General features: G+C 71.9%; 16 protein-coding genes, 5 tRNA genes and 1 pseudogene. 16 read left to right on the plus strand and 6 right to left on the minus strand.

Annotated features, from left to right (window positions below; translation table 11 throughout):
* Window positions 1-137 precede the first annotated feature (137 nt).
* From QF037_RS37875 to QF037_RS37915, 10 genes and pseudogenes are all read left to right on the plus strand, one after another.
* Entirely contained in the window at window positions 138-1178 is a 1041-nt protein-coding gene (locus QF037_RS37875) for a methionine ABC transporter ATP-binding protein (protein WP_307033161.1), read from the plus strand.
* A complete protein-coding gene (locus QF037_RS37880; RefSeq protein WP_307033163.1) occupies window positions 1175-1900 on the plus strand; it encodes a methionine ABC transporter permease in 726 nt (241 codons plus the stop codon). The genes QF037_RS37875 and QF037_RS37880 overlap by 4 nt, the downstream gene beginning before the upstream one ends.
* A gap of 78 nt (window positions 1901-1978) precedes the next feature.
* Window positions 1979-2809, plus strand: coding sequence for a MetQ/NlpA family ABC transporter substrate-binding protein (locus QF037_RS37885; protein WP_307033166.1), 831 nt, complete (start codon window positions 1979-1981; stop codon window positions 2807-2809).
* A 169-nt stretch (window positions 2810-2978) separates the two neighbouring features.
* Window positions 2979-3617: a GNAT family N-acetyltransferase gene (locus QF037_RS37890; protein WP_307033168.1), complete on the plus strand. Its 639-nt coding sequence runs from the start codon at window positions 2979-2981 to the stop codon at window positions 3615-3617.
* Window positions 3618-3720: 103 nt separating this feature from the next.
* Window positions 3721-4932 (plus strand): precorrin-6y C5,15-methyltransferase (decarboxylating) subunit CbiE, encoded by a 1212-nt coding sequence (gene cbiE / locus QF037_RS37895; RefSeq protein ID WP_307033170.1) that lies wholly within the window; start codon window positions 3721-3723, stop codon window positions 4930-4932.
* 366 nt (window positions 4933-5298) lie between these two features.
* Window positions 5299-6033: pseudogene (locus QF037_RS51520) on the plus strand (nicotinate-nucleotide--dimethylbenzimidazole phosphoribosyltransferase); the annotation flags it as partial.
* Between the two features lie 1186 nt (window positions 6034-7219).
* On the plus strand, window positions 7220-9304 hold the full coding sequence (cobT, locus tag QF037_RS51115) for a nicotinate-nucleotide--dimethylbenzimidazole phosphoribosyltransferase (RefSeq protein WP_444972134.1): 2085 nt from the start codon (window positions 7220-7222) through the stop codon (window positions 9302-9304).
* Window positions 9305-9450: 146 nt separating this feature from the next.
* The gene (cobA, locus tag QF037_RS37905) at window positions 9451-10683 is read left to right on the plus strand and encodes a uroporphyrinogen-III C-methyltransferase (RefSeq protein ID WP_307033172.1); all 1233 of its coding nucleotides are present in this window, start codon (window positions 9451-9453) and stop codon (window positions 10681-10683) included.
* Window positions 10684-10747: 64 nt separating this feature from the next.
* The gene (locus QF037_RS37910) at window positions 10748-11566 is read left to right on the plus strand and encodes a TrmH family RNA methyltransferase (protein ID WP_171147777.1); all 819 of its coding nucleotides are present in this window, start codon (window positions 10748-10750) and stop codon (window positions 11564-11566) included.
* Between the two features lie 7 nt (window positions 11567-11573).
* Window positions 11574-11966, plus strand: coding sequence for an NUDIX domain-containing protein (locus QF037_RS37915; RefSeq protein WP_307033174.1), 393 nt, complete (start codon window positions 11574-11576; stop codon window positions 11964-11966).
* Window positions 11967-11970: 4 nt separating this feature from the next.
* Here QF037_RS37915 and QF037_RS37920 read toward each other — a convergent pair whose 3' ends face one another.
* A complete protein-coding gene (locus tag QF037_RS37920; RefSeq protein ID WP_307037568.1) occupies window positions 11971-13302 on the minus strand; it encodes a serine/threonine-protein kinase in 1332 nt (443 codons plus the stop codon).
* Between the two features lie 196 nt (window positions 13303-13498).
* Here QF037_RS37920 and QF037_RS37925 point away from each other — a divergent pair, with 196 nt between their 5' ends.
* From QF037_RS37925 to QF037_RS37940, 4 genes are all read left to right on the plus strand, one after another.
* Window positions 13499-13738 (plus strand): hypothetical protein, encoded by a 240-nt coding sequence (locus QF037_RS37925; RefSeq protein ID WP_266894923.1) that lies wholly within the window; start codon window positions 13499-13501, stop codon window positions 13736-13738.
* Between the two features lie 234 nt (window positions 13739-13972).
* Complete coding sequence (locus QF037_RS37930) at window positions 13973-14170, plus strand: hypothetical protein (protein ID WP_046261531.1); 198 nt, start codon at window positions 13973-13975, stop codon at window positions 14168-14170.
* 409 nt (window positions 14171-14579) lie between these two features.
* Complete coding sequence (locus QF037_RS37935) at window positions 14580-15524, plus strand: phosphotransferase (protein ID WP_307033176.1); 945 nt, start codon at window positions 14580-14582, stop codon at window positions 15522-15524.
* An 80-nt stretch (window positions 15525-15604) separates the two neighbouring features.
* Window positions 15605-15904 (plus strand): TFIIB-type zinc ribbon-containing protein, encoded by a 300-nt coding sequence (locus QF037_RS37940; RefSeq protein ID WP_307033178.1) that lies wholly within the window; start codon window positions 15605-15607, stop codon window positions 15902-15904.
* A 53-nt stretch (window positions 15905-15957) separates the two neighbouring features.
* Here the strand turns inward: QF037_RS37940 and QF037_RS37945 are convergent.
* The 5 genes from QF037_RS37945 to QF037_RS37965 all read right to left on the minus strand — a co-directional run bounded on the left by QF037_RS37945 (window position 15958) and on the right by QF037_RS37965 (window position 16426).
* Window positions 15958-16029: transfer RNA gene (locus QF037_RS37945), tRNA-Val, on the minus strand.
* Between the two features lie 30 nt (window positions 16030-16059).
* A tRNA-Val gene (locus QF037_RS37950) sits at window positions 16060-16131 on the minus strand.
* Between the two features lie 36 nt (window positions 16132-16167).
* Window positions 16168-16239, minus strand: a tRNA-Val gene (locus QF037_RS37955).
* Window position 16240: 1 nt separating this feature from the next.
* Window positions 16241-16314: transfer RNA gene (locus QF037_RS37960), tRNA-Cys, on the minus strand.
* 39 nt (window positions 16315-16353) lie between these two features.
* A tRNA-Gly gene (locus QF037_RS37965) sits at window positions 16354-16426 on the minus strand.
* A gap of 177 nt (window positions 16427-16603) precedes the next feature.
* On the opposite strand from QF037_RS37965, the gene QF037_RS37970 reads away from it, so the two are divergent.
* Together QF037_RS37970 and QF037_RS37975 are read left to right on the plus strand one after the other, a co-directional pair.
* Window positions 16604-17647: a chorismate-binding protein gene (locus tag QF037_RS37970; RefSeq protein WP_307033180.1), complete on the plus strand. Its 1044-nt coding sequence runs from the start codon at window positions 16604-16606 to the stop codon at window positions 17645-17647.
* Window positions 17644-18465: an aminotransferase class IV gene (locus tag QF037_RS37975; RefSeq protein WP_307033182.1), complete on the plus strand. Its 822-nt coding sequence runs from the start codon at window positions 17644-17646 to the stop codon at window positions 18463-18465. The genes QF037_RS37970 and QF037_RS37975 overlap by 4 nt, the downstream gene beginning before the upstream one ends.
* Window positions 18466-18497: the final 32 nt, after the last annotated feature.

An 18497-nucleotide genomic window follows, 5' to 3' on the forward strand; every position in this document is an offset into this window, starting at 1 on the left:
CGGCGTGGGGGGACCCCCACCGCGCACATGTTCTCCCCGGCTCCTGTGCCACCGCATGAGAACCGTGCCGCGTTCCCGACCGAATGCACCCGCCAGGGCACACCCACGCCCTGCACCTGACAGTGACGGAAACCCACGTGATCACCACCTCGGGCCTGACCAAGGTCTACCGCTCCCGCGGCCGTGAGGTCACCGCCCTAGACGGCGTCGATCTCCACGTCCGCGAAGGCGAGGTCTACGGCGTCATCGGCCAGTCCGGCGCCGGCAAGTCCTCGCTCATCCGCTGCGTCAACCTGCTGGAGAAGCCCACCGCCGGCACGGTCACCGTGGCCGGCCAGGACCTCACCGCCCTCGCGGGCCGCGGTCCGCGGGCCGGCCGCGAACTGCGCCGGGCCCGCAGCCGTATCGGCATGGTCTTCCAGCACTTCAACCTGCTGTCCACCCGGACCGTCCAGGACAACGTCGAGCTGCCGCTGGAGATCCTCGGCACGTCCGGCAAGGACCGCTCCCGCAAGGCGCTCGAACTCCTCGACCTCGTCGGACTCTCCGACAAGGCCAAGGCCTACCCCGCCCAGCTCTCCGGCGGCCAGAAGCAGCGCGTCGGCATCGCCCGCGCCCTGGCCGGCGACCCCAAGGTCCTCCTCTCCGACGAGGCCACCAGCGCCCTCGACCCGGAGACCACCCGTTCGATCCTCCAGCTGCTGCGCGACCTGAACCGGCAGCTGGGCCTGACCGTCCTGCTCATCACCCACGAGATGGACGTGGTCAAGAGCATCTGCGACTCGGCCGCCCTCATGGAGAACGGCCGCATCGTCGAGTCCGGCACCGTCAGTGAACTCCTCGCCACCCCCGGCTCCGAGCTCGCCGCCGCGCTCTTCCCGGTCGGCGGCGAGGCCACCGGCGACGACCGCACCGTCATCGACGTCACCTTCCACGGCGAGGCCGCGACCCAGCCGGTCATCTCCCAGCTCTCGCGCACGTACAACATCGACATCTCGATCCTCGGCGCCGCCATCGACACCGTCGGCGGCCTCCAGGTCGGCCGGATGCGCATCGAACTGCCCGGCCGCTACGAGGACAACGTCGTGCCGATCGGCTTCCTGCGCGAACAGGGCCTTCAGATCGACGTCGTGGGCCAGGAGCCGGTCTCCGTGCTGGTGAAGGAAGGTGCGAAGTGACCTGGTCCGAGATGCAGCCCCTGCTGGAGCAGGCGTGTTGGGACACCCTCTACATGGTCGGCTGGTCCACCGTCATCGCCGTCGTCGGCGGCCTCCCGCTCGGCATCCTCCTCGTCCTCACCGACCGCGGCGGACTGCTCCAGAACGTCGTCGCGCAGAAGGTCATCGGGCAGGTCGTGAATGTCGCCCGCTCGATGCCGTTCATCATCCTGATGGTCGCGCTGATGGGCTTCACCCGCTCCATCACCGGCACGACCATCGGCCGTGAGGCCGCGATCGTCCCGCTCGCCATCGGCGCCATCCCGTTCTTCGCGCGCCTGGTCGAGACGGCGGTCCGCGAAGTGGACGGCGGACTCGTGGAGGCCGTGCAGTCGATGGGCGGCAGCACCTGGACGATCGTCCGCAAGGTTCTCGTACCGGAGTCGCTGCCCTCGCTGATCGCCAGCACCACCACCACGATCGTCGCCCTCATCGGCTACTCCGCGATGGCCGGCACCGTCGGCGCCGGCGGCCTCGGCGACATCGCCATCCGCTACGGCTACCAGCGCTTCGAGACCGAACTCATGTGGATCACGGTCGCGATCCTCGCGGTCGTCATCTCGCTGATCCAGTTCGCCGGCGACTACGCCGCCCGCTCGCTGCACAGCCGCGGCGGACGTGGCGGTGCCGCGCCGAAGCTACGGCTACTGAAGGCCTCGACGGCCGAGACCAACACCGCCTGAGCCTCCCGCAGACCACCCTCCAGATCTCCCGTGCACCCCTTCACGGGACAGCTCCGCCCAAAAGGAAAGGCACTTTTCGTGCGTAACACCGTAAAGCTCACCACCGCCGTCCTCGCCGCCGGAGCCCTCACCTTCGGGCTCGCCGCCTGCGGCTCGGAGGACTCCTCCACATCCGCCTCCTCCAGCGGCCCGCTGGTCGTCGCCGCGAGCCCCGTCCCGCACGCCGAGATCCTGAACTACGTGAAGGACAACCTGGCGAAGAAGGCGGGCCTCGACCTGGAGGTCAAGGAGTTCACGGACTACGTCACGCCGAACACGGCGACCGAAGACGGTTCGGTGGGCGCCAACTACTTCCAGAACCAGCCGTACCTCGACGACTTCAACAAGAAGAACGGCACCCACATCGTGCCCGTCGTGACGGTCCACCTGGAGCCGCTCGGCCTCTACTCGAACAAGGTGAAGAGCGCCGACGCCCTCAAGAGCGGTGCGACGATCGCCGTCCCGAACGACAGTGTCAACGAGGCCCGTGCCCTCAAGCTGCTCGACGCCAACGGGATCATCACCCTCAAGGACGGCGTGGGCAACGACGCGACCCCGGCCGACATCGCCAAGAACCCCAAGAACCTCGAGTTCAAGGAGCTGGAGGCGGCCCAGACCCCGCGCTCCCTGGACGACGTCGACGCCGCGGTCGTCAACGGCAACTACGCCATCGAGGCCGACCTCTCGCCCGCGAAGGACGCCCTCGTCCTGGAGTCCGCCAAGGACAACCCGTACGGCAACTTCCTCGCGGTGAAGGAGGGCGACGAGGACGACCCGCGGGTGAAGAAGCTCGCCGAGCTCCTCACCTCCGCCGAGGTCAAGAAGTTCATCGAGGACAAGTACGAGGGCTCCGTCATCGCCTCGTTCTGAGCCCGCTGATCAACTGACCACGCGTATACCGCGTATCGCCACGCACAGGGTCCACTCGCTCACCCCGAGTGGACCCTGCAGTGCGGTCCGGTGCTTCCATGCTGCATGCTGGGCAGTTCAGCAGGAGCTCAGCAGGACTTGCAGGTTTTCCGAAGGTTACGGAGCGGCGATGACTAGCACCTTCCCCAACATCTCCATCAGCACGGAGCGGTTGGTGCTGCGTCCCCTCGACGAGGACGATGTGTCGGCGCTGGCCGAGATGATGAACGACGAGCAGGTCGCCGCCTGGACCCACGTCCCCCAGCCCTTCACCGAGGACGGCGCCCGCACCTGGATCACCGATCACGCGCCTACCGAACGCGAGGCGGGCCGCGGACTCGACCTCGCCGTCACGGAGTTCCTCACCCAGCGCCTGGTCGGCATCGTCCAACTCACCAAGACGAACTGGTACATCCGCGCCACCGAACTGTCGTACATCATCGCCCCCTGGGCCCGCGGCGAGGGCTACGCCTCCGAGGCGGCGCTCGCCACCGCCCAATGGCTGTTCACGGACCAGAAGTTCGAGCGCATAGAACTGCGCACGGCGGCCGACAACACCGCCTCCCAGCAGGTCGCCCAGAAGATCGGCTGCATCAGCGAGGGCGTCCTGCGCAACGCCTGCATCGCGCGAGTCCGTACCGAGGACGACACCTGGGCCGATGTCCGCACCGACTTCATCGTCTGGAGCCTGCTGCCGGAGGACATCGAGGGCTCGGGAGAGCAGCTGACCGATTCCGACGGTTTCACCTCGTACGGCGACTGGAACTGAACCAGGGGGCAACGGGACCGCTGCCGCGTTCGCCGGGTCGACCAGGTACCCTCACGGTGCCCGCCCCTGACGACCTGCGCAAACCCTCTGGAGACTGACGACGATGGCCGACCGGGTCACGGTGATCGGCTGGGACGGCTCGCCGCTGACCGCCGCGGCACGCTCCGCCCTCGGTGCCGCCACGCTGGTGGCGGGCGCCGCCCACCACCTGGCACTGCCCGAGGTGCCCCCCGCCGCCGAACGCGTCCGACTCGGCAGCGTCGACCTGGCCGCCCGCCGGATCGCGGGCCATCGCGGCACGGCGGTCGTGTTCGCCGACGGGGACCCCGGGTTCTTCGGAGTCGTACGAACCCTGCGCGCACCCGAGTTCGGCCTGGAGGTCGAGGTCGTCCCCGCCGTCTCCTCGGTCGCCGCCGCCTTCGCCCGCGCCGGCATGCCCTGGGACGACGCACAGGTGGTCGTCGCACACCGGCGCACCCTGCGACGCGCGGTGAACGTATGCCGAGCCCACACCAAGGTCGCCGTCCTCACCTCCCCCGGCGCAGGGCCCGCCGAACTCGGCCTGCTGATGGAGGGAGTCCACCGCACCTTCGTCATCTGCGAGGAACTCGGCACCGAGCGGGAACAGGTCACGATCCTCACCTCCGACAAGGTCGCCGACCACAGCTGGCGGGACCCGAACGTCGTCATCGTGATCGGCGGCCCGGTGACCGCCGGGGAGGGCGGCGGCTGGATCTCCGGCCGTGAGCCGGCCGCCGGGCCCCGTGGCTGGGCACTGCCCGCCGAGGCGTACGACGGTCCGCTCGGCGAGGGTGAGACGGATCTGCTGCGCGCGGCCCAACTCGCCCGCCTCGGGCCCCGCGTCGGCGACCTCGTGTGGGACATCGGCTGCGGCGGCGGCGCCTTCGCCGTCGAGGCCGCCCGGGCCGGTGCCGCCGTCATCGCCGTCGACCGGGACCTCATCGCCTGCGGCCGCACCGACGCCGCCGCCCGCCGCTTCGGCGTCCAGCTCCAAATCGTCCGGGGCAGGGCCCCGCACGTGCTGGAGAACCTCCCCGAGCCGGACGTCGTCCGTGTCGGCGGCGGGGGAGCGGCCGTGGTCTCCGCGGTCGCCGACCGCCGCCCGCAGGGCATCGTCGCCCACGCCATGACGCGCGACGAGGCCGAACTCGTCGGCCGGGACCTGACCGAACACGGCTACCGCGTCGAGTGTGCCCTGATCCAGTCCGTCGAACTCGACACGCGGGCCTGGACGGAGAAGGAGCGGAGCGTGGCGTTCCTGCTCAGCGGGGTTCTGCCGGACCGCGCGATGTGACCCCATTTGTTGGTCCCGTGATCCTGTTGTCGTACTGCGCGCGGTAGGCTGGCCGACTGTTGTACCGCTTCGGTGGACCGGCCTTTCGTTCGTCAATGTCCGGAAAACGCGCCCGTTTTGGGGTGGGTGTGGTACGGCAGAACCGGAGGACGCGCAACGTGGCGCAGTCCACAGCGAGCTGTCGCGGATCAAGCTGTCGCGACGGGGGAACGGCCGCGACAATGCCAGTTAATGGCTTTGTCGTCTTTCTCGACGGGCCGTTCGTGCCGCTGGGCACGCACGCTCGTTCTTCACTGCGGGGGCGGTCGGTGCGCCGTCCCCGGTGAGCTGGTCGTAGAAGCACTAACCGATGGGCGAGGGGTACGCATGACCGACACCGGCCAGGTCCCGGGCGAGGGACTGCCGGAGAACGCAGGCATGGTGGAACAGCCGGGCGTTCCCGCGCACGGTGCGTACACCTACCTCTCCGAGACCACCGCCGAGGACGAAGACCTGTTGCTGCTGCCGGGCGCCCAGGGCGCATGGGGCAACGAGGTCGCCCCACCGGCGCCCGAGCCGGTCGTCGAGACGGTCCACGCCCCGGGCCCGCACGAGATGTCTGGCCGCGACAGCGGCGCGCACGACCTCAGTGCGGTCCGCGGGCCCGACCCGGTGGCGGCCCCGTCGCTGCCGATCCCGCCGATCACCCCGCGCCGGCCCCTGCACCTCGGCCCGCCCATCCCCGACGCCTCCGCCAGCCCGGTCCGCTCCCTCGCCGACCGCGGCCCCGCGGGTGCGCCGGTCCGCCAGTCGGGCCCGCCCACCGCGAGCCCCGAATACCTCGACGCCCCGCAGCCGCTGCGTGAGATGTCCCCGCAGGGCGCGGCCCCTTGGGGCGCCCCGGCTCCCATGGGCACCATGACCCCGGCTGCCGAAACGGTTGTCCCGGTGCCGGAACAGGGCACCGAACCGGCGGGCGCGGCCCAGGCCGCGGTGTCCCGTCCCGCGACGGAGGCGGTCGAGGCCACCGGCGTACCGCAGCCCCAGGAGGACGCGTACGCCGAGCAGGGCATGGCAGGCGGCGACGCGGTGCCGGCCGCCGGGGAGGCGTACGGCGAGCCCGTCGTCGCCGAGCATGTGCCGGAAGCCGGGGGCGTCCCCGGCTCCGAGGGGCTTCCCGTGACCGGGGTTCCGGGCGCCGACGGGTTCCCGGGTGCTGAGGCTGTCACCGGAGATTCTTACGCGCCGGGGGCCGAGACCGTTCAGGGCGATGTGAACGTGCCGGGGTCCGCGGTGTTCCCGGAGACCGCGGCCGCGAACGCCCCCGAGGCGAACGGCATCCCGGTCGCCGCACACACGCCGGACGGAATCGCGCCGGAGGCCGCCGAGGGTCCCGCCGTGGTGTCCGCTCCGGAGGGCGGGGAAGCTCCGGCGGCCGAGCAGATCGATGGTCCCGGGTTCGCGGGTGAGGCCGGACAGTACGCCGGTGTCGCTCCGGCTCCGGAGGCCGTGCCGGTCCCGGATGCCGTGGATGCCGCCGACGCCGCTCAGGGCGCCGTTGCCGAGGACCCGGCTGGTGCCGGACAGGTGCCGGGTGCCGTCGAGGTACCGGAGGCCGCTCCCGTGCCGGACGCCGTGGAGGTGGCGGACTTCGCGCAGGTCCCGGCTCCCGCCGTGGTGCCCGACGCCGATCAGACCCCGACTTCCGTGCCCCTGCCGGACCTCGCGCAGACCCCCGAGGCGCCGCTCGCGCCCGAACCCGCCGAGCCCCAGGCCGTACCGGAACCGGAAGCGCCCGGTCCGGAGTTCGCTCAGGTCGCCGAGCCCACCGTGGTCGTGGCCGAGGTCGCCGAGCCCGCCGGACTCCAGGCCGTGCCGGTCCCGGAGGCCCCCGGCCCCGAGGCCGACCAGACCGCAGTGCCCATCCCTGTCGTGGCCGAGACCGCCGTACCGGAGCCCGTACCGGCCCCCGAGCCCGTGCCGGCCCCCGAAGCCATCGTTCCGGGCGCCCGCTCCCGAGCCCGCCGAAGCCGCGGCCCCGCCGGCCCCCGAACTCCCTGCCCTGGAGGCCCCCGCTCCTGTGCCGTGCCCCGAGGCCACCGACGCGGAGCAACTGCCGCACCCCGTGGACCCGGAGGCCGTCGCACAGCCGGAGCCGCTCGCTGCGGCAGCGGAACAGTTCGCGCAGCCGGAGGCCACCCCCGCGGACGTCACGCAGGAGCAGAGCGAGCAGCCTGCCCCCGTCGACGCTCTCGCGCAGTTCGCCGACGCCCCCGGCCCCGCGCCGGTCCCGGAGGCACCTCAGTCGGTGGCCGCCGCGGCAGAGGCACCCGCCGACGACCTCCAGGCCGTCCCCGCCCCGTCGCTCGTCGCCGAACCCGCGGGCCCGCAGGTCCTGTTCGTGGACCAGGACCAGCCGATCGTGGAGGCTCCGCAGCCCGTGGGCCAGTTCGTCCCGGTAGAGGGCTCGGTGCCGACGACCCCGCACCTCGCCCCCACCCCGCCCCAGGCCCTCGTCCTCCCCCCGGAGGAGCACACCGCCGTCCCCGCTCCCCGTGACGGTGACCCCGAACTCGTTCAGCACGCCGACGACCTGGACACCCGGGGCGCGGATCAGGAAGAGAGCACGGCCCCCGTGGAAGAAGTACGTCGGTCCACCGGCCCGGCCGCGCCCGCCTACGACGACGCCGAGCGCGAGGCCGTTCTCAAGGTCATGCGTGAGCGCCGTGACATCCGCAACGGCTTCCGCAGCGACCCCATCCCGCACGAGGTCCTGCTCCGCGTCCTGGAAGCGGCCCACACCGCACCGTCCGTGGGCCACTCCCAACCGTGGGACTTCGTCGTCATCCGCTCGGCCGAGACGCGCCGCACCATGCACGAACTGGCCATGCGCCAGCGCGACGCGTACGCCAAGTCCCTCCCCAAGGGCCGGGCCAAGCAGTTCAAGGAACTGAAGATCGAGGCCATCCTCGACACCCCGGTGAACATCGTCGTCACCGCGGACCCCACGCGCGGCGGGCGTCACACCCTCGGCCGGCACACCCAGCCGCAGATGGCCCCGTACTCCTCCGCGCTCGCCGTCGAGAACCTCTGGCTCGCCGCCCGCGCCGAGGGCCTCGGCGTCGGCTGGGTCAGCTTCTTCGACGAGCGCGAGATGGTCCGTTCCCTCGGCCTGCCCGAGCACCTGGAGGTCGTCGCCTACCTCTGCGTCGGCTATGTCGACGAGTTCCCGGACGAGCCCGAGCTGCTCCAGGCCGGCTGGTCCAAGCGGCGCCCGCTGTCATGGGTCGTCCACGAGGAGACGTACGGCCGTCGCGCGCTGCCCGGCGAGGAGCCGCACGACCTGCTCGCCGAGACCGTCTCCCAGATCCGCCCGCTGGACGCCAAGGCGCTCGGCGAGGCCTGGGAGCGACAGAAGCGCATGACCAAGCCGCCGGGCTCGCTCGGCATGCTGGAGATCATCTCCGCGCAGCTGTCGGGCCTGTCCCGGCAGTGCCCGCCGCCGATCCCGGAGCCCGCGGCGGTCGCGATCTTCACCGGTGACCACGGCGTCCACGCCCAGGGCGTCACCCCCTGGCCGCAGGAGGTGACGGCCCAGATGGTCGCCAACTTCCTCGGCGGGGGCGCGGTCTGCAACGCCTTCGCCGCCCAGGTCGGCGCCGAGGTCTGCGTGGTGGACGTCGGCGTGGCGGCCGACCTGCCCGCCACCCCCGGCCTGCTGCCCCGAAAGGTCCGCGCGGGCACCTCCGACATGACCACCGGCCCCGCGATGACCCGCGAGGAGGCCAAGCGAGCCATCGAGGTCGGCATCGAGACCGCCCGCGACCTGGTGGCGGCCGGCAACAAGGCCCTGCTCACCGGTGAGATGGGCATCGCGAACACCACCGCGTCCGCCGCCCTGATCTCGGTCTTCACGGACACCGACCCGGCCGACGTGACCGGCCGCGGCACCGGCATCAACGACGAGACCCTCGCCCGCAAGACCGAGGTCGTCCGCCGCGCTCTCGAGGTCCACCAGCCGGACCCGGCCGACCCCATCGGCGTACTCGCCGCGATCGGCGGCTTCGAACACGCGGCGATGGTCGGCCTCCTGCTGGGCGGCGCGTCCCTGCGCACCCCGGTGATCCTGGACGGCGTCAGCGCCGGCGCCGCCGCCCTGGTCGCGCGTGCCATCGCCCCCGAGGTCCTCGCGGCCTGCATCGCAGGCCACCGCAGCGCGGAGCCCGGGCACGTGGCCGCCCTGAACAAGCTCGGCCTGCGCCCTCTGGTCGACCTCGACCTCCGCCTGGGCGAGGGCACGGGCGCCCTGCTGGCCCTGCCCCTGGTGCAGAGCACCGCGCGCGCGATGCACGAGGTCGCGACGTTCGACTCGGCCGGGGTCACCGAGAAGTAGGCCGGATCCGGGGGTGGTCGGGGCAGGCGTTCCTGCGGGCCCCCCACCCCCGCCGTACGCTGAATCCGCAGCTTAAAATCCGCACGTCAGGGCAGCTCCAGAGCCGTAGCGCCCATCGCATCGCCCGTACGAGGAGCCGCACCCTCATGGCCGAAAACCCCGCCTACCCCGTAGGCCTCCGCCTCACCGGCCGCAAGGTCGTCGTCCTCGGCGGCGGCCAGGTCGCCCAGCGCCGCCTCCCGGCACTGATCGCAGCGGGCGCGGACATCCTCCTCGTATCCCCCGGAGCGACCCCCTCGGTCGAGGCGATGGCGGACGCGGGTGAGATCACCTGGGCGAAGCGGCCGTACGCCGAAGGCGACCTCGCCGACGCCTGGTACGCCCTCATCGCCACCAGCGACCCCGAGGCCAACACCGCGGCCTCCGCCGAAGCGGAGCGGCACCGCGTCTGGTGCGTCCGCTCGGACGACGCCGACCAGGCGACGGCCTGGACCCCGGCCACCGGCCACAGCGAGGGCGTCACGGTCGCCGTCCTCACCACGAACGCCAAGGGCCGCGACCCCCGCCACACCGCCGCGATCCGCGACGCGGTGGTGGAGGGCCTGCGCGACGGAACCCTCGTGGCGCCCCACCACCGCACCCGCACCTCCGGCGTCGCCCTCGTCGGTGGCGGCCCCGGCGACCCGGACCTCATCACGGTCCGCGGCCGCCGCCTCCTCGCCGAGGCCGACGTCGTCATCGCCGACCGCCTCGGCCCGCGCGACCTCCTCGCCGAACTCCCGCCGCACGTCGAGGTGATCGACGCGGCGAAGATCCCGTACGGCCGTTTCATGGCCCAGGAGGCCATCAACAACGCCCTCATCGAGCACGCCAAGCAGGGCAAGTCGGTCGTACGGCTGAAGGGCGGCGACCCCTACGTCTTCGGCCGTGGCATGGAGGAGCTGCACGCCCTCGCCGAGGCCGGCATCCCCTGCACCGTCGTCCCCGGCATCTCCAGCTCGATCTCGGTGCCGGGCGCGGCCGGCATCCCCGTCACCCACCGCGGTGTCGCACACGAGTTCACGGTGGTCAGCGGCCATGTCGCCCCTGACGACGAGCGCTCCCTGGTCGACTGGCCCGCGCTCGCCAGGCTCACGGGCACGCTGGTGATCCTGATGGGCGTCGACAAGATCGGGAAGATCGCCGAGACGCTCGTCGCGCACGGCAAGCCGGCGGACACTCCGGTGGCTCTCGTCCAGGAGGGCACGACGGCGGCCCAGCGCCGCGTGGACGCCACCCTCGCGACGGTCGCCGAGACGGTCCGTACGCAGGAGGTCAGGCCGCCGGCCGTCATCGTCATCGGCGCGGTCGTGAACGTCGGCCCCGGGGCAACCGCGTAACCCCGGGTAACCCAACTCGTCCCCAGCCGTTGGCACCGCACCCAGAGCAAGGCAGTATCACCCTGTGGCCGATCTCATCACCGTCGAGGATCCCGACGACCCGCGCCTGCGCGACTACACAGGCCTGACCGACGTCGAACTGCGCCGCAAACGAGAACCCGCCGAGGGCCTGTTCATCGCCGAGGGCGAGAAGGTCATCAGAAGGGCCAAGGACGCCGGGTACGAGATGCGTTCGATGCTGCTGTCCGCCAAGTGGGTCGACGTCATGCGCGACGTCATCGACGAGCTCCCGGCCCCGGTCTACGCGGTCAGCCCGGAGCTCGCCGAGCAGGTCACGGGCTATCACGTGCACCGCGGCGCGCTCGCCTCCATGCAGCGCAAGCCGCTCCCGACGGCGACCGACCTCCTCCAGACCGCCCGCCGCGTGGTGGTCATGGAGTCGGTCAACGACCACACCAACATCGGCGCGATCTTCCGCTCGGCGGCGGCGCTCGGCATGGACGCGGTCCTGCTCTCCCCGGACTGCGCCGACCCGCTGTACCGCCGTAGCGTCAAGGTCTCCATGGGCGCGGTCTTCTCGGTCCCCTACGCCCGTCTCGACACCTGGCCCAAGAGCCTGGAGTCCGTCCGCGAGGCCGGTTTCTCCCTCCTCGCCCTCACCCCGGACGAGAAGGCCAGGACCCTCGACGAGGCCGCCCCTCACAAAATGGACCGGGTCGCCCTGATGCTCGGCGCGGAGGGCGACGGCCTCTCCACCCAGGCCCTGGTCGCCGCCGACGAATGGGTCCGCATCCCCATGGCCCACGGCGTCGACTCGCTCAACGTCGGTGCGGCGGCCGCGGTCGCCTTCTACGCGGTGGCCACCGGCCGCCCCGAGCTCTAGGAGCCCGATGCCCCAGGGCGAGGCGATCGTCGCGGTCCTGCTCCGAGCCGATCGACTGTTGGTCATCCGCCGCGGCCCCACCGTCTCCCGCCCCGGCTACTGGCAACCTCTCAGCGGCCGCATCGAACCGGGCGAGACCCAACGGCAGGCGCTGCTCCGCGAGGTACGCGAGGAGGTCGGCCTCACCGTCGTACCGCTCGCGAAGGTCTGGGAGTCCGAGACCGACGACGGCCGCTACCGCCTCCACTGGTGGACCGCCCGCGCCGACGAAGGCTTGGTGGTCCCCGACCCCGTGGAGGTGGCCGAGGCCCGCTGGATCACCCCGGAGGAGTTCCCGGCCCTGGACCCGATCTTCGAAGGGGACCTGGAGTTCTTCGACCGGATCCTGCCGAGCCTGTGACCCGCTAGTCCGTCGATCGGTCCGGCGGCGTCACGTGCGCCTGCTCATGGCGTACGACACCACGGTCGCCGTCGAGCCCCCGTGCCGGACCCTGGCATCCCTGGGCCGCTGCGATACCGAGCGCCGCCAGCACCGTCACCACGACGAACACGAACAGCCGCTGGCGCAGCAGCCGGGGATTGGCGGGCCGGCGCCCCGTCCCCGTGGTCCTGGGACCCGGACGACCGGCGCCGCTGCGGGGCGCCGGACGGTTGCCGGAGCGCGTCGTGTTCCGCGAGGCGGGCGTGGGCCGCCCACCGCTGCGGGACGCAGATCCGTTGCGCGATGGTGCGGGCCCGCGCGAGGACGTGCCGCGGGGCGGGGGAGTGCGCTGCGTGGGTCCCGGCGTCTGCCCCTGCGGACGGCGCTGGGCGCGTTGCTGCTCCGGATGGCTCGGCTCGGCGAGCCGTCCCGTGGGCCGGTCGCTCTCGCCGGCCCGCGGCGCGGGCGGCCGGACGTCAGCGAGCCCCTGAGCCTCCCGCGACGCGATCTCCTTGAGCCGCAGCGACAGTTGGAGCGTGCTCGGCCGTTCCTCGGGATCCTTGGCGAGACAGGCCCGCACGAGCGGAGCCAGCGCGTCGGGCACCCCGCCCAGGTGCGCCTCCTCGTGCACCACGCGGTACAGCATCACCTCGGAACTGCCGTGCCCGAAGGGCGAGTCACCCATGGCGGCGTACGCCAGGGTCGCCCCCAGCGAGAACACGTCCGTGGCCGGGGTGACGGCGGCCCCGCGCACCTGCTCGGGCGCGAGGAAGCCGGGCGACCCGACGGCCGTACCCACATGAGTGAGCGTGGAGGCCCCCGTCGCCCAGGCGATGCCGAAGTCGATGATCCGCGGCCCCTTGGGGGACAGCAGGATGTTGGACGGCTTGAGATCCCGGTGCACGACCCCGGCCTCATGCACCGCGACGAGCCCCTCCGACAGGGCGGCCCCGATGGCGGCGACCTCGGCCGCGCCCAGCGAGCCCTCGTCGGCGACCTTGTCGTGCAGGGAGGGGCCGGGCACGTACTGCGTGGCGAACCACGGCCGTTCCGCGTCGAGATCGGCGGCCACGAGCCGTGCCGTGCACCCACCGCGAATCCGCCGGGCCGCCGAGACCTCACGCGCGAACCGCGAACGGAACTCCTGGTCCTCCGCCAGATCGGGCCGGATCACCTTCAGCGCGACCCGCTGCCCCTTCTTGTCGGAGCCCAGATAGACGACGCCCATCCCGCCCGCGCCGAGCCGTCTGTGAAGCCTGAACGAGCCGACGACGCGCGGGTCCTCGCGCCTCAGGCGCATCATCGCCATGTTCATCCCCGCTGCCCGGTCCGTGTGACGAGCCACAGCTTACGTTTCCACGGCCGCCCGCGCGCAGAGGCCGCGCCCTCTCGTCCCGATGGATTGTCAGTGCTGGGTGGGAGAATTGAGGGGTGGTCAGGGAGCGGCGGAGCGGGGTGGGTTCGCTCTGCCGGTGATCCCAACCACCTCTCGTCGAAGGGGGATTGAACCCGTGAAGGGTGATCGCGTGGAGATAGTCGTGGACGCAGGGGACACGACACGCACATACGAGGTGGTGGCGAGCAGGGCGGGCCGCCGAGTGGAGACAGCGGTACGCCGAGGCGTGGTGGAAGTGAGCGAAGTCACCCGCAACGGCTCAGTCGTCCGCACGGCCCGCTTCATGGCGACCCGGGTCCTGGCGCTGGTCGAGCAGCCGGTGCCGCGGGAGGACGGCTCGGAGAAAGCGGGATAGACCGGTCACCCCCTCCGGGAAGACCCGGAGACCTAGGCCCTCGTCTCCACCCAGGGGAGTACTCCCCAGGTCACGGCTCATCCTCCGGGAGGCCCGCCAATCGGTACGAGGGCATGACGTGCGGCGGGCGCCGTCCGCCTAGATTTGAGGTCAAGCGGCGGGTGCAGCACTCGTCCCCCGAGGTCAGACACCCGCCGCTGCCAAAGACAACGCAGACAGGTCAGGAGAGGGACCATGGCCCACACGGCACCGCGGACGATGATCCGCACCAAGGAGCGCACCGCGCTCCACCCCCGCCGACAGGGCCGTCGCCACCCCTTGGTGGCGACGCTCATGGCCCTTCCCCTGGCGGCCCTGCTCCTCCTCGTTTTCGACGGCTGGGAGACAGTGGCCACACAAGCGTCGTCCGTGGGCGTGATGCTGGGGCGCTGAGCGGCGACCCCAGGCCCGGAAGAGCGGTCCGGGCGGGGACATCCACCCATGAAACCCCGTGGGGACGGGGGTGCGGCGGACGGCACAAATGCCGGCGCAGCTGGGGAGCTGCGCCGGCATTGCTGTGCCCGCACCTTTGGGCCCTTTCGGCGCCCGAGGACGAGGGTTTGCCATCCCGATTCTCAGCCCGTCCGGCGTTTGAGGACGAGGCCCTTGGGGGCCGACGGGGGTCTGGGGGCGGAGCCCCCAGGGGCCGGGGTCGAAGGGGCCGTGCCCCTGGAGGATGGGACGGGTAGGGGCGGCGGGGGCGAGAACAGCCCGAGCCCGGCCACAACACCGAGCACCTGACGACGGCCACCCCTCCCCGTACCCTCACGACCAGACAACGCACCACCCCTCAGGGAGCCCCGTGACCACCACCCCCTTGCTCTCCGAGCTCACCGCCCGAGTCAAGGCCAGGGCCCACTCCCACCCCACCCCCTGCCCCTGCGGAGCAACCCGCGTACTGGCTGACCGCCCTGACGCCACAGTCGTCCGCCACGCCGACACCGTCGCCAAGGCCCACGCCCCGGACACACCTCCCACAGAGTTGACCTCCCGCCTCACCATGGCGGCCGCCCTCCCCGACGTCCTCCTCCCGCCACTCACCCCGACACCGGTCCCCCTGCACGGCCGCCTGGTCACGTTCTGGCCCTACGGCACCCCCGTAGACCCGGACACCCCGGACAAGGCCCCCTGGGAGGAGGCGGCAACCCTCCTCGCCCACCTCCACCGCACCCCCGCCCCACCCGGCACCCCCCTCATGCGCGGCCCCGCCAAAGCGGCCCAGTCCATCGCCCGCCTCCGCGCCGCACCCGCCGCCCCCGAACCCCTCGTACGCCCCGTCCTCGCCGCCTGGGCGGCCCTCCCCGCCTGGGCCCGCGCCGAGACCCCGATGCCGGACACCGGCACCCTGTGCCACGGCGACCTCCACCTCGGCCAGCTCGTCCGCCACCCCGCCCCCGACGGCCCGTGGCGCCTCATCGACGTCGACGACCTCGGACGGGGCGTCCCCGCCTGGGACCTCGCCCGCCCGGCCGCCTGGTACGCCTGCGGCCTCCTCCACCCCGAGGAGTGGACCCGCTTCCTCGACGCCTACCGCGCGGCGGGCGGCCCGGCCGTCCCCGCGGACGGCGACCCCTGGCCCGCCCTGGACGTCCCGGCCCGCGCCCTCACCGTGCAGACCGCGGCCCGCGCCCTGGCCAAGGCCGCCGCGGCGAACCGCTCCCTGGACGAGGTCGAACAGCTCGTCGTCGACGCCTGTGCACGAATGGGTTCCGCCCCACCCGAGTTGACCCGCACCGACGCGAAGTAGGGTGCAACCGACCGGAGCCGGACAGTGTCTGTCCTGGCGTAACGCGAAGCAGGACCAACCGGCGAGGAGTTGAGCCGACGATGCAGTGTCCGAAGTGTCACGCGCCCATGCACACGTACAACCGCAACGGTGTTCAGATCGAGCAGTGCAGCGGCTGCCGCGGGATCTTTCTCGACTACGGCGAGCTGGAGGCGCTGACCCGTCTGGAGACCCAGTGGACCCAGCCCGCCCCGCCGCCCCCGGCTGCCCCGCAGGCCTACCCGGCGGCGCCCGCGGCCCCCATGGCCCCCGCCTGGGGCGCCCCGCAGCACGGCGGTCACGGTGCCCACTACGGCCACAAGCGTCACAAGAGCTTCGGTCACATGCTGTTCTCCAGCTGACAGCCGGCAGACACGAAGAAGCCCCCGGCCGCAGGGCCGGGGGCTTCGGTGCGTGGACGATACTGGGATTGAACCAGTGACCTCTTCCGTGTCAGGGAAGCGCTCTCCCGCTGAGCTAATCGTCCAGGTCAGCCACCCCGATAAGAGGGGCTGCGTGCGCGATACTGGGATTGAACCAGTGACCTCTTCCGTGTCAGGGAAGCGCTCTCCCGCTGAGCTAATCGCGCGGGTTCGGACCTTGCCGTAGGAGCTGGAAGATCCAGTGGACGATACTGGGATTGAACCAGTGACCTCTTCCGTGTCAGGGAAGCGCTCTCCCGCTGAGCTAATCGTCCTTGGAGGTGGAGACGGGATTTGAACCCGTGTAGACGGCTTTGCAGGCCGTTGCCTCGCCTCTCGGCCACTCCACCAGGAGTGTAGGGGGTCGGGAAGATCCCCTTGCTCTTTCGAGCGAACGACGAGGTTCGAACTCGCGACCTCAACCTTGGCAAGGTTGCGCTCTACCAACTGAGCTACGTTCGCCTGTCTTTCCGATCCGCTCACGCGTCCCGGCGACGTGTTGAACTCTAGCGGATTCCGGGGCCAGCACAAAAACGCGTTTGTGCAGCGTGCTGCGCTGCACCCGCTCGCGCACCTGGTCACAGGCTCCGGAGGGACATGACCAGGTCACCCGCAGGACACCCGCCATAGACTCGACGCGTGCTCGACCTCGCCCCTCTCGCCCGCTTCGGCGGCCGCACAGCCACCGGACTCCTCGATGTCACCAGTGATCCCGCGGCCCTGGACTCCCGTGGCTTCTGGGCCGTCTGCGCCGACTTCGAGGGCCGTCTGACCTGCGCCCGCTTCCAGGACGTACGACAGGAGCAGGTGCCCGCCCCGGTGCCGGGGGCATGGCACGGACCGGCGGCCGACGACTGGACGTCCTCCCTGGACCGCGCCGGATACACGGCGGGCGTCCGCCGGATCCGCGAGCACATCGCGGCCGGCGAGGTCTACCAGGCCAATCTCTGCCGGGTGCTGACCGCGTCCGTCGCGCCCGACGCCGACGTGGACGCACTGACCGCCCTGCTGGCCCGCGGCAACCCGGCACCGTACGCAGGAACGATCCGGCTGCCGGAGCACGGCGTGGAGATAGCCACCGCCTCCCCCGAGCTGTTCCTGCGCCGTGACGGCCGGATCGTCGAATCCGGCCCGATCAAGGGCACCGGGCGCACCGAGGCGGACCTCCTGGAGAAGGACTACGCCGAGAACGTGATGATCGTGGACCTGGTCCGCAACGACATCGGGCGGGTCTGCGCCACGGGCAGTGTCAGCGTCCCCGACCTGTGTGCGGTCGAGAAGCACCCGGGCCTCGTCCACCTCGTCTCGACGGTCCGCGGCGAACTGCGCGAGGGCGCCGGCTGGCCCGAACTGCTCGACGCCGCCTTCCCGCCCGGCTCCGTCACCGGCGCCCCCAAGTCCAGCGCCCTGCGGATCATCGACGCCCTGGAGACGGCCCCGCGCGGCCCGTACTGCGGAGGCATCGGCTGGGTCGACGCCGACCGGGGCACCGGCGAGCTGGCCGTCGGCATCCGCACCTTCTGGATCGACCGCGCGGAAGGCGTGCTGCGGTTCGGCACCGGCGCCGGCATCACCTGGGGTTCGGACCCCGAGGGGGAGTGGCGGGAGACCGAGCTGAAGGCGGCCCGGCTGCTCGGGGTAGCGTCGGGTACGTACGAGGTGACTGAAGGGACCATCAGGTGAAGATCTGGCTCGACGGCGGGCTGCAGGACATCGAGTCCGCCCGTGTCTCCGTCTTCGACCACGGGCTGACCGTGGGCGACGGCATCTTCGAGACGGTGAAGGCGGTGGACGGCGAGCCGTTCGCGCTCACCCGGCACCTCGACCGGCTGACCCGCTCCGCGCGCGGCCTCGGCCTGCCCGACCCCGACCTCGACGAGGTGCGCCGCGGCTGCGCGGCCGTCATCGAGGCCAACCCGATGCCGCTCGGCCGGCTCCGCATCACCTACACCGGTGGCCACGGCCCCCTCGGCTCCGACCGCGGCGAGCACGGCCCCACCCTGGTCGTCGCCCTCGGCGAGACCACCCGCCGCCCCGACTCCACCTCCGTGATCACGGTCCCCTGGACCCGCAACGAACGCGGCGCCCTCGCCGGACTCAAGACCACCTCGTACGCCGAGAACGTCGTGGCACTCGCCCGGGCCCGCGAGCACGGCGCCTCCGAGGCGCTGTTCGCCAACACGGTCGGGCAGCTCTGCGAGGGCACCGGGTCGAACGTCTTCGTCGTCCTCGACGGTGAGCTCCACACCCCGCCGGTCGCCTCCGGCTGCCTCGCGGGCATCACACGCGCGCTGACGGTCGAATGGACCGGCGCCAAGGAGACCGACCTGCCCCTGGACGTCCTGGAGCGGGCCGACGAGGTCTTCCTCACCTCCACCCTGCGGGACGTACAGGCCGTCCACCGCGTCGACGACCGGGAACTGCCGGGCGCCCCGGGGCCGGTCACCGCCAAGGCCATGCGGATCTTCGACGAGCGGGCCGGGAACGACCTCGATCCGTAAAAGCCGTCGAAATTGGGCTGACGCGGCGGGGC

The sequence above is a fragment of the Streptomyces canus genome, assembly GCF_030815415.1.
GTDB classification, from domain to species: domain Bacteria; phylum Actinomycetota; class Actinomycetes; order Streptomycetales; family Streptomycetaceae; genus Streptomyces; species Streptomyces canus_F.